Source organism: Novosphingobium sp. JCM 18896 (genome assembly GCF_025938095.1).
Lineage (GTDB): Bacteria > Pseudomonadota > Alphaproteobacteria > Sphingomonadales > Sphingomonadaceae > Novosphingobium.
Genome location: NZ_JAPCZF010000009.1, coordinates 17,843 through 32,078 on the forward strand (window position 1 = coordinate 17,843; position 14,236 = coordinate 32,078).

General features: G+C 63.2%; 16 protein-coding genes. 12 read left to right on the plus strand and 4 right to left on the minus strand.

Features of this window, described 5'->3' with window-relative positions; translation table 11 throughout:
- Positions 1–16 precede the first annotated feature (16 nt).
- Positions 17–931: a methylisocitrate lyase gene (prpB, locus tag OLX23_RS22520; protein WP_264447498.1), complete on the plus strand. Its 915-nt coding sequence runs from the start codon at positions 17–19 to the stop codon at positions 929–931.
- Between the two features lie 702 nt (positions 932–1,633).
- On the opposite strand, the gene OLX23_RS25865 is transcribed toward prpB, so the two are convergent.
- The 3 genes from OLX23_RS25865 to OLX23_RS22530 all read right to left on the minus strand — a co-directional run bounded on the left by OLX23_RS25865 (position 1,634) and on the right by OLX23_RS22530 (position 3,327).
- Entirely contained in the window at positions 1,634–1,960 is a 327-nt protein-coding gene (locus OLX23_RS25865) for a Rap1a/Tai family immunity protein (RefSeq protein WP_223178489.1), read from the minus strand.
- A gap of 75 nt (positions 1,961–2,035) precedes the next feature.
- Entirely contained in the window at positions 2,036–2,359 is a 324-nt protein-coding gene (locus tag OLX23_RS22525; RefSeq protein WP_202408384.1) for a PepSY domain-containing protein, read from the minus strand.
- 77 nt (positions 2,360–2,436) lie between these two features.
- On the minus strand, positions 2,437–3,327 hold the full coding sequence (locus OLX23_RS22530; RefSeq protein WP_008603797.1) for a DUF1259 domain-containing protein: 891 nt from the start codon (positions 3,325–3,327) through the stop codon (positions 2,437–2,439).
- Between the two features lie 195 nt (positions 3,328–3,522).
- On the opposite strand from OLX23_RS22530, the gene OLX23_RS22535 reads away from it, so the two are divergent.
- The 4 genes from OLX23_RS22535 to OLX23_RS22550 all read left to right on the plus strand — a co-directional run bounded on the left by OLX23_RS22535 (position 3,523) and on the right by OLX23_RS22550 (position 7,757).
- Positions 3,523–4,446: a chromate resistance protein ChrB domain-containing protein gene (locus OLX23_RS22535; protein ID WP_008603798.1), complete on the plus strand. Its 924-nt coding sequence runs from the start codon at positions 3,523–3,525 to the stop codon at positions 4,444–4,446.
- Between the two features lie 2 nt (positions 4,447–4,448).
- Positions 4,449–5,846, plus strand: a complete 1,398-nt coding sequence (chrA, locus tag OLX23_RS22540; protein WP_008603799.1) for a chromate efflux transporter — start codon at positions 4,449–4,451, stop codon at positions 5,844–5,846.
- Between the two features lie 74 nt (positions 5,847–5,920).
- On the plus strand, positions 5,921–6,589 hold the full coding sequence (locus tag OLX23_RS22545) for a superoxide dismutase (protein WP_017184236.1): 669 nt from the start codon (positions 5,921–5,923) through the stop codon (positions 6,587–6,589).
- 88 nt (positions 6,590–6,677) lie between these two features.
- Positions 6,678–7,757 (plus strand): Cj0069 family protein, encoded by a 1,080-nt coding sequence (locus OLX23_RS22550; protein ID WP_264447501.1) that lies wholly within the window; start codon positions 6,678–6,680, stop codon positions 7,755–7,757.
- 84 nt (positions 7,758–7,841) lie between these two features.
- Here the strand turns inward: OLX23_RS22550 and OLX23_RS22555 are convergent, their stop codons facing one another.
- Entirely contained in the window at positions 7,842–8,402 is a 561-nt protein-coding gene (locus OLX23_RS22555; protein WP_017184234.1) for a recombinase family protein, read from the minus strand.
- A gap of 173 nt (positions 8,403–8,575) precedes the next feature.
- Between OLX23_RS22555 and OLX23_RS22560 the strand changes: the two genes are divergently transcribed.
- The 7 genes from OLX23_RS22560 to OLX23_RS22590 all read left to right on the plus strand — a co-directional run bounded on the left by OLX23_RS22560 (position 8,576) and on the right by OLX23_RS22590 (position 14,220).
- Positions 8,576–11,545 carry a Tn3 family transposase gene (locus OLX23_RS22560; protein WP_008603805.1) on the plus strand — a complete coding sequence of 990 codons (2,970 nt, stop codon included), beginning with the start codon at positions 8,576–8,578 and terminating at the stop codon, positions 11,543–11,545.
- Between the two features lie 63 nt (positions 11,546–11,608).
- Entirely contained in the window at positions 11,609–11,749 is a 141-nt protein-coding gene (locus OLX23_RS22565; RefSeq protein ID WP_264447502.1) for a hypothetical protein, read from the plus strand.
- A 453-nt stretch (positions 11,750–12,202) separates the two neighbouring features.
- Positions 12,203–12,568 carry a hypothetical protein gene (locus OLX23_RS22570; RefSeq protein ID WP_264447503.1) on the plus strand — a complete coding sequence of 122 codons (366 nt, stop codon included), beginning with the start codon at positions 12,203–12,205 and terminating at the stop codon, positions 12,566–12,568.
- A 38-nt stretch (positions 12,569–12,606) separates the two neighbouring features.
- Positions 12,607–12,963: a hypothetical protein gene (locus OLX23_RS22575; protein ID WP_264447504.1), complete on the plus strand. Its 357-nt coding sequence runs from the start codon at positions 12,607–12,609 to the stop codon at positions 12,961–12,963.
- Between the two features lie 172 nt (positions 12,964–13,135).
- Positions 13,136–13,567: a heavy metal-responsive transcriptional regulator gene (locus OLX23_RS22580; RefSeq protein WP_264447505.1), complete on the plus strand. Its 432-nt coding sequence runs from the start codon at positions 13,136–13,138 to the stop codon at positions 13,565–13,567.
- Positions 13,568–13,611: 44 nt separating this feature from the next.
- Complete coding sequence (locus OLX23_RS22585) at positions 13,612–13,830, plus strand: hypothetical protein (RefSeq protein ID WP_264447506.1); 219 nt, start codon at positions 13,612–13,614, stop codon at positions 13,828–13,830.
- Positions 13,831–13,887: 57 nt separating this feature from the next.
- Positions 13,888–14,220, plus strand: coding sequence for a hypothetical protein (locus OLX23_RS22590; RefSeq protein ID WP_264447507.1), 333 nt, complete (start codon positions 13,888–13,890; stop codon positions 14,218–14,220).
- Positions 14,221–14,236: the final 16 nt, after the last annotated feature.

Genomic DNA, 14,236 nt, shown 5'->3' on the forward strand with positions numbered 1-14,236 from the left:
GCCCCAAGGACCATCCATGCCCTATCTTGTTGCTGACGAACTTCCCAAGACCAGCGCCGGCCAGCGTTTCCGCGAAGAGCTGGCGCGCCCCGGCATCTACCAGCTTCCCGGCGCGCACAACGGCCAGGCGGCGATCCAGGCGAAGCAGGCCGGCTTCGACGGGCTCTACCTCTCCGGCGCGGCGATGACCGCCTCGATGGGCCTGCCTGACCTCGGCATCATCACGGTGGACGAGGTGGCCTTCTTCATCCGCCAGATCGTCCGTTCGTCGGGCCTGCCGCTGCTGGTTGACGGCGACACCGGCTATGGCGAGGCGCTCAACGTAATGCACATGGTCCGCACTTTCGAGGAAGCAGGCGCGGGCGCGGTGCACCTCGAAGACCAGATTCTGCCCAAGAAGTGCGGGCACCTGAACGGTAAGAACCTGGTTCCGGCGCAGGACATGGCCGCCAAGGTCGCCGCGGCAAAGAAGGCGAGCCGAGACATCGTCATCGTCGCGCGCACCGATGCCGCTGGCGTCGAGGGCTATGACGCCGCCGTGGCACGCGCCAAGCTCTATGTCGAAGCCGGTGCAGACGCGATCTTCCCCGAGGCGCTCGTCACCCGTGAGATGTTCGCCCAGTTCGCCGAGGATCTGCCCGGCGTGCCGCTGCTCGCCAACATGACCGAGTTCGGCAAGACCCCGTTCTACACCGCCGATGAGTTCGAGGCCTGGGGCTACAAGATGGTGATCTGGCCGGTCTCCAGCTTGCGCGTCGCCAACAAAGCCCAGGCCAAGCTCTATGCCGTGATCCGCAAGGACGGCGGCACACACAATATGGTCGACGAGATGCAGACCCGCCAAGAGCTCTACGACGTGATCGGCCTGCATGAGTACGAGGCGCTCGACACCTCCATCGTAAAGACTATCGTCCCTGAGTCAATTTGCTAGGTGCACAATGTGCAATTGGACTTCTCAAAGTACGTACTCCCTCGAGTTTTATATCTCAAATTTTGGCTCGATGGGGCCTACGACAAGTCCGTGGCAGAATTAACGACATTGTACCGGTCGGTTAATGATTAAACGACTTAAAGGTGTTACACACTCGCCGTTGCGCAGGCGATTCTCCCCGCGGGCGCGGCGAACGACCAGGCCAATACACTTGCTAGTCCCGGCAGGATCGGCTGTGTCGCCGCCCTGCCCTTTGCCGCCGCCATGCTTCGATCGACGTGGGGGTCGTGAACCGCCTCCTGTTTTTCAATGTCGCGAGCATCTGCAGCGGCACGCCGTCAAGCCGGTGAGTGGCACATTCGGGGGCCGGCGCGGCTCTAGGCGCCTCTCTCCAGTGCGGCGACGATGTGCTGCGCAAGCCGGTGCGCGGTCTCCGAAAGACCGGGGCGTTCTATCAGCGCGATCTCCGTATCGTAGAGCGCGGGAAGCACAGGATCCTCGGTAATCGAGACGAGGCTTGAGGGCGTCACCTCAAGGTTTGTGCGCCAGACAACGATTTGGCAGACATAATGCGAACATCGGCTAATTAGCGAGCTTGAGGCGCGACATGGGATCGTTGAGCTGGCGGAATTCACCGCCAGGCGGACGCTCCGCCTGCCCTCAAAGGCAGCCGCCGGGCAGGCTACGCCGCGGGGTACGATGCTACTGACATGGCCAAGCCTTCGCTAACGAGCGTTCAGCTCCGGCCACCATATGAACACTCATAAAATAGCTATTCTGCTCCGCCCAGCGTAAATATGCCGCGCGCAGCGCCGATCGGTCATAGCGTGGAGCGCGGCATTCCGCTTTTCGCGCGACGATCATCATGTCGAGCACGCCTTGGAGGTAAGCGCCGCATCGCGGCTCATTCGCTTGACAGCTTACGAACAACGCCGAGCCCGTCGCCGACGCGGGTTCGGTTTGGCCGATCGCACTATCAGGCAGGGCGGCCAAAGCGGCGCATAACAATATCCATCGCCTTGGCCGCATTTTCGTCTCCTATTCCGCAGTATCATTTCGGAAGGGGCGCACGGCCCTCGACGGCCGGCGCCCCGTGCTGATCCATCATTCGCGGCCGAGCACCTGGCCTTCGGGCGTGACGAACAGTTCGATCGTCTTTCCGTCGCTGTTCTTGCCCTTGATTTCATAGAGCGTGCTTCCGTCCGCCTTTCGGGTGACTTGCTCCGCTTTGCTTATTGACGCGAGTTGCGCGCGTGCCGCGTTCATCGCGGCCTCGGGCACCTGAGCAAGCGGGATGTCTCGTTCGCTGTGCTTGCCGATTATCCGGTTTTCGTTCGCCTCGTGGTTTTGCGCGATCGCCACGCCCGCGATCGCCAGCGCGGCCGCGCCCACGCCTGCGACAACAGTGAGAGTTCGTTTGCTAGCCATGTTCCATTCCACTTCCTGCATAAGGGCCGTGGGGTCGGGCGGGCGGCGGTTACGGCCCAATGAGCCGTCGTCCGAGTTCAACTCCTCTGATTGTTCATCCTGTCGAGCGCCGCGCGCAGCCCACGGGCGAGCTTGGCTGCGTCGTCGTTGGCCCAGAAGTGCATGAAGAACAGCCGCGGCTCGTCGTTTAGCATATGATTATGCAGCGCCGTGACCTCGATCCCGTTCGTCCGCAGCACGCGCAGGACCGGATCGACCTCGTTTGCGACAAGTACGAAATCGCCGGTGATGGCGGCTCGGCCGTCCCCGGTTGGCTGAAAGTTGATCGCGGTCGCCGTGCCCATCGTCGGCGGAGTCTCCATATCGCCGTCCATCAGCCGCTCGGCGCGCGGAAAGCTGTATTGGAGGATGCCACCGGCCGTCTTGCCCTCACCGCCCATCAACCGGTTGAGCGCGGCCACATCGAGGTCGAGCCGCGATGCGGCTGCGCTGGCCGAAGGCGATTGCGGCGCGGCGAGCGGGGTCCGACTGGCTGATAGCGCTTGCCGGAGCGCGGCCGCGAGCTTCACCGGGTCGCCGTGGCCGGCAATGTGCATGTACATGGTCGCAGGCGAAGAGCGGAGCAGGTGATTGTGGAGCGCGGTGATCGTAAAACCGCTTGCGAGCAGGCGGCTCAAAACGGGGTTCACCTCGTCGTGAGTCAGCACGAGATCGCCCATCACCATCGCCTCGTCGCCCATCGGCTGAAACGCCGCCCAAGAGCCGAGCGCGAGGGAGGGCTTGATCGTCACCCCATCCAGCGTGACGCTCAGGTCCGAACGCGGGAAGCTGTAGCGGTGAACGCCCCCCGGCTGTTCGGCCCCCGCTCGTCCTATCGCCCGGTCGACAGCCGACCAGTCCGGCGCTGCCCATGCCGGGCTTGCCAGCAGGAGGCTGGCGAATCCCAAGGCGATGGTCTTTTTCAGCATAATTGATCCTTCATCAGCGCACTCGACACGGAAAGCCTCACGTCATGCGAGCGCGCCGCCGGCGAGCCGCGACATTGCGCTCCGGTTTCTTTCTTCGGGATAAGCAGTCCTATGCTCATGAGGCTTGTGATGCAACCCTTACACTTGTAGGCTAGTGACGATACAACTATGACAAACACACAAGCTTCCCCTTGGTTGCTCCTGATCCCGCAGCTTCCGGCTAAGCCTGCCTATTTGCGGGTGAAGGTCTGGCGGCGTTTGCAGGCGATCGGGGCCGCGCCGCTCAAGAACGCCGTCCATGCGCTCCCCAATCGCGAGGACACGCGCGCGCTGTTCGAAGAACTGCATCGCGAGATCACCGAAAATGGCGGCGAGGCGCTGATCCTCGAAGCGCGCCTTGTCGGCGGCATGGGCGATGCGGAGCTGCGCGGAGTGTTCGACGCTGCGCGTGACGCCGACTATGAGGAGTTGGCACGCGAGGCGCGCGCGCTGTGTGAGGGCGAGTATGTCGCGGCGGCGGATGTGGGCCGCCTGCGCAAACGCCTGAACGAGGTCGCCGCGATCGACTTTTTCGGTGCGCATGGTCGGCAGGCGGCACAGGCCGCCATCACCGAGGCGGACCGCCGCTCTCACCAACATCCCGATGTGAGCGGCCCCGGTGCGCCCGAGCTGACCCCGGCGGAGCTAAAGCGCCGCGTTTGGGTGACGCGCCGCCATGTCCATGTCGATCGCATCGCGTCCGCCTGGCTCATTCGCCGCTTCATCGACCCCGAGGCGAGCTTCAAGTTCGTCGAGGGCAAAGGATATGTGCCGGAGCCTGACGAACTGAGGTTCGACATGGCGGACGCTGAGTTCACCCACGAAGGCGACCGCTGCTCCTTCGAGACCTTGGTGTTCCTCACCGGTCTCGAGACCGACCCCGCGCTGCGGGCGCTCGGCGAAATTGTTCACGACCTTGATATTGCCGATGCTCGGTTCGAGCGCCCGGAAACTCCGGGAGTGAGCGCGCTTATCGCCGGCATCTGTGCCGGCACCGACGACGACGAGGAGCGGATCGCGCGCGGATCGACCGCGCTCGACGGATTCTATGCTCACTTCACCCGGCGAAAAGAGGACTAAAGATGGAGGCCAGCGCACGCGCTGAAATCGCAGTCGAGACGCTGCACGAGCACGGCATCAGCTTTGGCGAGGCGGTGCGCGTCTGGATCAGGGTCGCGCTGCTCAGCTTCGGCGGACCGGCGGGCCAGATAGCGGTGATGCATCGCATCCTGGTCGAGGAGAAGCGCTGGATCGGCGAGGAGCGGTTCCTCCACGCGCTCAACTATTGCATGCTGCTGCCCGGCCCTGAAGCGCAACAGCTAGCTGTCTATATTGGCTGGTTGCTCCATAAGACCAAGGGCGGCCTGGTCGCGGGCGCGCTATTCGTGCTGCCCGGCTTCCTCGCGATTTTAGGGCTCAGCTATGTCTATGTGCTGCTCGGCGAAGTGGCGCTGGTCGAGGGATTGTTCTTCGGATTGAAGGCCGCCGTGCTGGCGGTGGTGCTACAGGCGGTGGTCCGGGTGGGTTCGCGTGCCTTGAAGAACAACGTCATGCGCGGTTTTGCCGCGCTGGCGTTCGTCGCGATCTTCGTGCTCGACGTGCCCTTCCCGCTGATCGTGCTTGCCGCCGCGCTGATCGGCTTCTTCGGTGGCCGCGCTGGTTACGCCGCATTCAAGGGCGGCGGCGGACATGGTCCCGCCGGCGCTGAGATAATCCACGACCGCGACACCGCTCTTGGCGAGGGCCTTCCCGACCATGCCCGGCCGAACCTCTCTTGGTCGCTGCGCATCTCCGGCGTCCTGCTGCTGCTCTGGCTCGGGCCGGTCGCAGCGCTGCTGTTCGCGTTCGGCCCCGACGACGTGTTCAGCCGCATCGCCACCTTCTTCAGCCAGATGGCGGTGGTGACCTTCGGCGGCGCCTATGCGGTGCTCGCCTATGTCGCGCAGGAGGCAGTCGAGACCTATGGCTGGCTCCAGCCCGGCGAGATGCTCGACGGGCTCGGCATGGCCGAGACCACGCCCGGGCCGCTGATCATGGTGACGCAGTTCGTCGGCTTCCTCGCGGCCTTCCGCGAAGCGACCGGGCTGCCGCCGCTCGTCGCCGCGACCTTCGGCGCAATCCTCACCACCTGGGTTACCTTCCTGCCATGCTTCCTGTGGATCTTCGCCGGCGCGCCATTCATCGAGCGGCTGCGCGGCAACCGCGCATTGTCGGCCGCGCTTTCGGCGATCACCGCCGCAGTGGTCGGCGTGATCCTCAATCTGGCGGTCTGGTTTGGTATCCACACTCTGTTCGAGCAAGTCCGCGAAGTGCCGTTCGCAGCCGGCACCATCGATCTCCCAGTCCTAACGTCCGTCAACTGGCCGGCGCTGGCGCTCGCGGTGGGTGCGATACTCGCCATGTTCCGGTTCAAGGCCGGCATGCTGCCGGTGCTCGGCGTCTGCTCGGTCCTCGGGGCCGCATATGTAATGATCATCTGAAGGAGTGACGCGTGACGATCGACCATCTTTCCCGACGCAGTGCAATCGCAACTCTTGGCATCGGAGCCGCCGCCATGACTATCAACGAAGCCTCTGCGCAGACGCCGGCCGCAGCGCCGGCGGCTGTCCCCGCCTTTGCCGGAAATCATCAGGTCAAGCCGCTCAGGTTCAATCCCGCCAGGCTTCACGGCCTCTCCGAAAGGCTGATCACATCGCACCACGAGAACAATTATGCGGGCTCGGTCAAGGCCCTGAATATGATCGAGACACGACTTGCCGCCGCGCTCGCTGACACGGACCTGCCGCCGGTGGTCTATGGCGGATTGAAGCGCGAGGAGCTGCACCGCACCGGCTCGGTCGTGCTCCATGAGGTCTATTTCGACGGGCTCGGCGGCAACGGCCAGGCAGCCGGTTCCATCCGCGACGCGCTGGGCGCGGCGTTCGGCTCGTTCGACCGCTGGGAAGCCGACTTCCGCCGTACCGGGATGAGCCTTGCCGGCGGATCGGGCTGGTGCGTGCTCGTCTACAATCTCCACACGCGCTCGCTGCACAACCATTGGGCGTGGGATCATATGCACGGTGCGATTGCCGGCGTGCCGCTGCTCGCGCTCGATATGTACGAGCACAGTTTCCACATGGATTACGGCACCGCCGCCGCCAAATATGTCGACGCCTTCTTCCGCAACATCGACTGGGAAGTGGTCGACCGGCGCTATGCCGCGGCTTTGCGCGGCGGCGGCTGAACCCGACCGCCGTGGCTTAACACCCACTGCTGCGCGACACCTGAGTTCGCGACCACAAAGGGGACAGGTCCGATGGGGAGATGCAACAATGACATCCGGCCCGAACATCGCTCTTCTTTGGCGTGGGCAAGCAGCCGAGTGGACGCATCGCTTTCATGAAGCCCGGCAGTGGCCGATAATGCAGGCCTTGCGGGCGCTCGGGGCGACCGCAAGGCCTGTACTGTACAGGGACGAGGCGGTTCGCGAGATTCGGGACGAGCTGCTGTCGTGCGACGCAGTGCTGGTCTGGGTGAATCCGTTGGACATTTCAGGCGACCGCTCGCAGCTCGATCCAATGCTGCGCGAAGTCGCGGGGTGCGGCGTTGTCGTCAGCGCGCATCCTGACGTGATCGCCAAAATCGGCGTCAAGGAAGTGCTCTACACAACGCGATCCATGGAATGGGGCAGCGATGTCGATCGATACGTGGACGCTGAAGGCCTTCGCGCTCGTTTCCCCGAACATCTTGCCGCAGGCCCGCGCGTGCTGAAGCCGAACTACGGCAACGGCGGCAGGAATGTATGGCGTGTCCAACTAGACGAAGCGGGAAACGCTCCGGCTTTGAAAACGCCGGTGAAAGTTCAAGAGGCCCGCCAAGGAAGCAAATCGGAGCGCATCAGCCTAGCCGAGTGCTTGGAAAGGTGGGTGCCGTTTCTAAACGACGGCGGCGTGCTGATCGATCAGGCTTATCAGCCGCAGTCGTCCGAGGGCATGGTCCGCTGCTACGTGTGCGGGCACCGAGTGGTTGGCTTTGGGCACAACCTGATCACTGCGCTGATGACGCCAACGGCCATTGATACAACGTCGTCAACCCCACAGCCGATGGGCCGCGCCATGTTCGGACCGGAGGTGACGCGCTTCGCAGCCTTACGGAAAGCGATGGAGGATCGCTGGATTCCAGAGATGCAAAGGTTGCTGTCGATCGTCGACCACGATCTTCCGCTTCTTTGGGACGCCGACTTCCTATTTCGCCCTGGTGAAGCCATCAGCGATGGCTCCTATGCGCTTTGCGAGATCAATGCTAGTTCGGTTGCACCATTTCCGCCAAGCGCCGTCCAGCCAGTCGCCGCAGCGGCAATCGGTCGCGCTCTTGCCATTCGTTTGACGAAGGAGACCTCCAATCCTCATTGATATGATTCAAGCAATTCAAGAGACGTGACATTGGTCGTATCAATCAGACAAGCCTAAGGGTGAGCGAGGCTGGGTGAAACCGGCTCAGGTGGCAGCGCGGAGATACTGGTAGAGGGTTTCGCGACTGATCCCCAGGTCACGGGCGATGACGGCCTTGCGCTCGCCGTCATCAACACGGCGGTGCAGCTCGGCGACCATTTCGTCGGAGAGGGAACGTTTCCGCCCGCGATAAGCACCGCGTTGTCTGGCGACCGCAATGCCTTCGCGCTGCCGCTCCCGGATCAGGGCGCGCTCGAATTCGGCGAACGCACCCATGACCGAGAGCATCAGGTTGGCCATCGGGGAATCCTCGCCCGAGAAGGCCAGGCTTTCCTTCACGAACTCGATCCGGACGCCTCTTTTGGTGAGGGACTGAACCAGTTTGCGCAGATCGTCGAGATTACGCGCCAATCGATCCATGCTGTGGACCACGACGGTGTCACCCTCGCGGGCGAAGGCGAGCATGGCATCGAGTTCGGGGCGGTTGATGTCCTTGCCCGATGCCTTGTCGGTGAAAATCCGGTCGAGCGACTGCCCGTCCAACTGGCGATCGACATTCTGATCGAATGTGCTCACCCGGACGTAACCGATCCTCTGGCCTTTCATCGCCGCCTCCGGTCAAAATGTCAGGTTGAATTCTATGACACGGCGGAACATGCGTCAATAAATGCTTGCCATAACCCTATCCTGACAGAAACCGCCGCTGCATCCTGACGTCCGGTTAGGCTATACTCCAGATTGACGCTAGCCTGTCGCTCTCGACTCGGGATGGAGGCAGGATGGCGCGGCGGCGATTATTGACCGGAGAAGAAAGGCGTCGCCTGTTCGATATCCCCCATGACGAAACCGCGATCGTCGGCCACTATACCCTTGCCGCCGAGGATCTCGAACTGGTCGGTCGCCGCTATCGCCCTGCCAACCGCCTCGGTCTGGCAACGCAGATCGCGCTTATGCGGCATCCCGGCTTCGGTTTGCAGCCCGACGTCGACGTCCCCGATGCGGTCCTTCACTATCTCGCCGCCCAGCTCTTCGTCGATGTTGATGCGTTCGCCGACTATGGCCAGCGCGCGCAAACACGTAACGATCATGCCGACATTGCGGCACGGCATCTGGGACTACACCCTTTTCGGCGAGGGGATATACCGCTCGCGCTCGATCTCGCCGCAAGAGCTGCGGAGCGGACCGATCGGGGCGAACCTATTGTCCGCGCATTGATGGAGGGGCTGAAGCAGGAACGCTTCATTCTTCCATCGGCAGACACGCTCGAACGTGCGGGCCTCGCCGGCAGGGCACGCGCCCGCAAAGCCGCGGCGGCGCTCATTGTCGAAAGCCTGGGTCATGCCGAACTGGCGCGGATCGATGATCTGATCGTCAACAACAGCGACTTCGGCATGACGCCGCTGGCCTGGCTGCGCAATTTCGAGGAAGCGCCCACCACGGCGAACATCAACGGGCTGCTGGAACGGCTACGCTATGTGCGCGGAATCGGCATCGACCCGGCGATCGGCGCGAAAATCCCCGACTTCCGGTTCGCGCAGTTCATGCGCGAAGGTGGCGTTGCGCCGGCGTTCCTGCTCTCCGATTATAGCCTTAACAGGCGCCGCGCGACGCTGATCGCGGCGGTCATCGACCTCGATGCCAGGCTCGCCGATGGTGCGATCCAGATGTTCGACAGGCTTGTCGGAAGCCTGTTCACACGGGCGCGGCGCGGGCGGGAAAGGCGCTATCAGGACAGCATCCGCTCGGTCGGCGAACTTATGCGGCTGTTCGGCGCGACGATCGCCGCGCTGGGAGAGGCGGTCGAACATGGCGGTAATCCGCTCGAACTGATCGACGAAGCGGTAGGCTGGCACAGACTGGTCGCAGCCAAATCGCAGGTCGATGCGCTGGCCGAGCTGGCGGGCGAAGATGCGCTTGTCGCGGCGACTGGTCGCTATGCGACGCTGCGGCGGTTCAGCCCGGCTTTCCTCGATACATTCACGTTCAAGGCATCGGGGAGCGGATCGCAACTGGTCAAGGCCATCGAGGTCATCCGCGATACCAATGCCCGCAAGGCCCGCAGCCTGCCCGAGGGCGTTCCGCTCCCATTCGCCAACCGGCAGTGGAAGCGCCTCATCACCGAAGGTGGCCAGGTCGATCGCCGGCGATACGAGACGGCCATCATGGCCACGCTGCGCGATCGGTTGCGCGCCGGCGACATATGGGTCGAAGGAACCCGCAATTATCGCCGCTTCGACACCTATTTGCTGAGTCGACGCGATGCCGATAAGGTGGCCGACAGCCTGCCATTCCAGACCGATGCGGCCGCCTATCTGGAGGAGCGGGCAAGGACGCTCGACTGGCGGCTGCGCCGTTTCGCCAAGCAACTCAAGGCGAACAGGCTCGCGGGCGTGGCGCTCGAACGCGACCGGCTCAAGCTGCAACCCATGCCGGCGATCACTCCACCCGAGGCGGAGGCTCTCGATCGCAGGCTCGACGCCTTGCTTCCGCGCGTGCGGATCACCGAACTCCTGGTCGAGGTGGCCGAGCGCACCGGGTTCCTGAGCGCATTTCGCGATCTTCGGTCCGGCAAGGAGCATGACAACCCGCACGCGATCCTCGCCGCCATTCTCGCTGATGGATCGAATCTGGGTCTAGAGCGCATGGCCAACGCCAGCGACGGGGTGAGCTACGCCCAGCTTGCCTGGACCCACAACTGGTATTTGTCGCCCGAAAACTATCAGGCCGCGTTGGGGATGATCGTTGCCGCGCACCATGATCTTCCTTTCACGCGCCATTGGGGAGCCGGCACTAGTTCATCCTCCGATGGGCAGTTCTTCCGCTCGGGCCGCAACCGATCGGCGGCGGCCGACATCAATGCGAAATATGGCAGCGAGCCGGGCCTGAAGATCTACTCCCACCTGTCCGATCATTTTGCCTCGTTCGGATCGCGGATCATGTCGGCCACCGCCGGCGAGGCCCCCTACGTGCTGGATGGCCTGATGCTCGGCGCCGGCGCGCTACCGCTGCATGAGCATTACACTGATACCGGCGGCGCGACGGACCATGTCTTTGCCCTTTGCCATCTTCTCGGCTTCCGGTTCGTGCCCCGTCTGCGCGACATCGCCGACCGGAAACTCGGCTCGATCGCCGCGCCTTCGACCTACAAAGGCATCGAAAGCCTCATGGGCCGCACGATCAAGACGGCGGCGATCGAAGCCGATTGGGATGACATCGTCAGGATCGTCGCCTCCATTAAGGAAGGAGCCGTTGCGCCCTCCGCGATCCTGCGCAAGCTGGCCGCCTACAAGCGCCAGAACAGGCTGGATTTTGCGCTGGCCGAACTCGGCCGCATCGAGCGGACGCTATTTGCGCTCGACTGGCTTGAACAGCCCGACTTGCGTCGCGCCTGCCAGGCCGGCCTCAATAAAGGCGAAGCACGTCATACCCTTGCCGCCGCGATCTACACCAACCGACAGGGGCGGTTCACCGATCGCTCGATCGAGAATCAGGAATATCGGGCATCGGGCCTCAATCTGCTGATCGCGGCGATTTCTTACTGGAACACCGTCTATATGGACAGGGCCGCCCAGCATCTCCAATCATCCGGCGGCACCTTCGATGATGCGCTGCTTGCCCATCTCTCGCCGATGGGCTGGGTGCATATCAGTTTGACCGGCGACTATCTGTGGCAAAGGGCAAACCGGCTCTCCCCTGGCGAGTTCCGCACCCTCAACGATCCCATGGCCCGCCTCAAACTCGTGGCATAGCCAGTGTTCTCATTATGTCCGCCAAATCGTTGTCTGGCGCACAAACCTTGAGGTGACGCCAACATGCCCGCGATCACCGGGATTTACGCCGTGAGCATCGCAGCGACCATTGGCGCAGCGAATGGAATTCCTGCAATGGTGGCCGGCCGGGGGATCGATATTACGAAGGTTATTGAACAGGCTGCCGGCACGAGAGGCGCCTGAACACTCGCGAACTCCGCACAAGGCATAGCTTTAGGGCGAAGCTTGGCTCCTGAATTTCAAGCTCGGTTCGCCAGTCCATCGATGTATCGTATACTCTCACGGATTTTTTGCCAGCTGGGATCCCCGCATCCAAAATTGTTGGGCCGCAGATGGGCAGCAAACTCTTGCTAGGTCTGGCAGCCCAGGCGCCTACCGTTGCGCCGATGCGCAGATGGCCAGAAAAACTTCGCTGGTCCCTACGTAGACCTCGCAGGCCTATCGTGCCGGCATGCGTCGTCCCGACTATTGAGCCCAGGCGCTCTCAGTCTCGCTGCCGCTATCACGCGAGCGCCCATGACGATTCGGAGTCTACGTATTCCGAGCCCGGACATGGGACCATAGTCCTGACCAAGAAGAACAACGTCTTCCCGTCGAAGAAGTGAGCGACGGTCACACGAACCCAGGAGTCGGGAAATGATCAGGAAATCCGTCATGGCGGCGCTCGCAGGTATTGCGATGCTCGGCGCCACCCCCGTGTTTGCGCAAGGCCTAGGCCATACCTTCTTCATGCGCGGCTCGATCGTCGATACGAGCGCCAGCGGCACCGTCGTCTGCATCGGCAAGGCGGACGGCGCCGAGGTCGGGCAGGTTCTCGAAGTCTACCGTGTCGTGCAGCATCCCGGCCCGGCTTCGTCCAAGGGCAATGTCGCCCCCTTCCATCGCCAGCGCATCGGCCAGGTGACGATCGATCACATCTACGACGATCACTTCGCCCATGTCAGCGTCACCGAAGGTAAGCCGGCCAAGCACGACATCGTCGAGCTGCGTCGCCCCAACTGACGCCCAGCGCCTGGCTCACTCAAGGGTAGGAACTCGATATGAAAGCACTCATGTTTGCAGCGGCGGCAGGGTTGGCCCTATTCTCGACCGTACCCGCCACCGCCCAGGGCATCGGCCATAGCTGGCTCATGCGCGGGTCGATCGTGGGCAACGACGACGCCGGTCCTGTCGTCTGCATCGGCAAGGCGGACGGCGCCGAGGTCGGGCAGGTTCTCGAAGTCTACCGCAACGTGCCGGTCGCCGGCAGCTCGTACAAGGGGGCGGGCCCCACGTTTCGCAGGCAGGCGGTCGGGCATGTCAGGATCGATCACATCTATGACGAACATTTCGCTCACGTCAGCGTGACCGATGGCACGCCTACGAAGCACGACATCGTCGAGCTGCACAGGAACTGAACGTGGCTTTGCGTTCTCAGATGTCGTTCCGCCCTGCGGCCATCCGTCCGGCCGCAGGGCGGACAGGGCGGCAATCGCGCGGTACCGCTTCGCACTGCGACCGGGCGGAAGCCGGGCCGGATTCCGTCCCGGTTATCCAACAGGGATCGGCGCGCGAAAGCGCCGGACTGTCATGACGGCCTTCAAGATCGGCGAGCTCGCCGCGGCGGCCGGCGTGGGACGGGATACGATCCGCTACTATGAGCGAACCGGTCTCCTGCCCACGCCGGATCGCACCAGTGCCGGCTACCGGCTCTATGGAGATGCGGACCTGCTGCGTCTCAACTTCATCCGCTCCGCGCAATGGCTGGGCTTCACGCTCGCCGAAAGCGCCGAACTCCTTGCCCTGCAGGCCTCAGATACCGCGAAGGCGTCGGCTGTGCTCGCCATCACGCTCGAGAAAATCCGCGAAGCGGAAGCCCGCATCGAGCGGCTCACCGACATCCGCGATGTCCTCCATGCGCTCACCGAGGATTGCCCGGTCGATGTTCCGGTCACCGATTGTCCCATTCTGACCTTCCTTTCGACGCGGCATGAGCTGCGCCGAACCGAAGCACACACATGACAACGGTGGGGAGAGCGACGACCACCAAGCAAGAGGGAGTGATCATGAAGACACGCATCATCATTGCAGCGGTACCGGCCCTGTTCCTTGCCGCCTGCGCGACCACGCCGCCGACCACGGCCGAAATCGACAGTTGCCGGACGATGGAGGGACAGATGGGCCTCCAGAGTCCGCACGACCACGGCGAAATGAAGCAGCAGGGGCTCAACCCGATGAACCTGTCGCACGACCGCTGCCGCCGGATACTCGGCGACAGCAAATGAGGCCGCCCGGGTGGCTCCGCGCCACCCGGACTTTTCCATGAAAGAGGATAGAGGATCATGAACAGCACATCGAAATCCGCCCTGCCCTTCACCGCCGCGCTGGCCGCCGCGCTCATGCTTGCCGGCTGCGGCAAGAAGGACGAGACCGCGCCCGCCGCGACCGATTCCGCGGCACCCTCCAACCTCGCGACCGACGCCTCGGGCGCGGCGACGCCCGAGGCGGACGCGAGCGACAATGCCATGCACGACGCCATGAAGGACAACGAGCAGATGGAGCGTCACCACCGCCAGGAAATGGACCATGACGCGATGCGCCAGGGCGGCATGCGGGACGCTCCAGCGACCGACCCCGGCGCGATGAACCAAGCGACCCCGATGAAAGACATGTAAAAATCGTACGGGGATC

What these genes read in the sequence shown, in the direction of transcription:
- prpB (WP_264447498.1), top strand. Translation starts at nt 17, where the DNA reads ATGCCCTATCTTGTTGCTGACGAACTTCCCAAGACCAGCGCCGGCCAG.
- OLX23_RS25865 (WP_223178489.1), bottom strand. Translation starts at nt 1,960, where the DNA reads ATGCGGCCAAGGCGATGGATATTGTTATGCGCCGCTTTGGCCGCCCTG.
- OLX23_RS22525 (WP_202408384.1), bottom strand. Translation starts at nt 2,359, where the DNA reads ATGGCTAGCAAACGAACTCTCACTGTTGTCGCAGGCGTGGGCGCGGCC.
- OLX23_RS22530 (WP_008603797.1), bottom strand. Translation starts at nt 3,327, where the DNA reads ATGCTGAAAAAGACCATCGCCTTGGGATTCGCCAGCCTCCTGCTGGCA.
- chrA (WP_008603799.1), top strand. Translation starts at nt 4,449, where the DNA reads ATGGAGGCCAGCGCACGCGCTGAAATCGCAGTCGAGACGCTGCACGAG.
- OLX23_RS22545 (WP_017184236.1), top strand. Translation starts at nt 5,921, where the DNA reads ATGACTATCAACGAAGCCTCTGCGCAGACGCCGGCCGCAGCGCCGGCG.
- OLX23_RS22550 (WP_264447501.1), top strand. Translation starts at nt 6,678, where the DNA reads ATGACATCCGGCCCGAACATCGCTCTTCTTTGGCGTGGGCAAGCAGCC.
- OLX23_RS22555 (WP_017184234.1), bottom strand. Translation starts at nt 8,402, where the DNA reads ATGAAAGGCCAGAGGATCGGTTACGTCCGGGTGAGCACATTCGATCAG.
- OLX23_RS22560 (WP_008603805.1), top strand. Translation starts at nt 8,576, where the DNA reads ATGGCGCGGCGGCGATTATTGACCGGAGAAGAAAGGCGTCGCCTGTTC.
- OLX23_RS22565 (WP_264447502.1), top strand. Translation starts at nt 11,609, where the DNA reads ATGCCCGCGATCACCGGGATTTACGCCGTGAGCATCGCAGCGACCATT.
- OLX23_RS22570 (WP_264447503.1), top strand. Translation starts at nt 12,203, where the DNA reads ATGATCAGGAAATCCGTCATGGCGGCGCTCGCAGGTATTGCGATGCTC.
- OLX23_RS22575 (WP_264447504.1), top strand. Translation starts at nt 12,607, where the DNA reads ATGAAAGCACTCATGTTTGCAGCGGCGGCAGGGTTGGCCCTATTCTCG.
- OLX23_RS22580 (WP_264447505.1), top strand. Translation starts at nt 13,136, where the DNA reads ATGACGGCCTTCAAGATCGGCGAGCTCGCCGCGGCGGCCGGCGTGGGA.
- OLX23_RS22585 (WP_264447506.1), top strand. Translation starts at nt 13,612, where the DNA reads ATGAAGACACGCATCATCATTGCAGCGGTACCGGCCCTGTTCCTTGCC.
- OLX23_RS22590 (WP_264447507.1), top strand. Translation starts at nt 13,888, where the DNA reads ATGAACAGCACATCGAAATCCGCCCTGCCCTTCACCGCCGCGCTGGCC.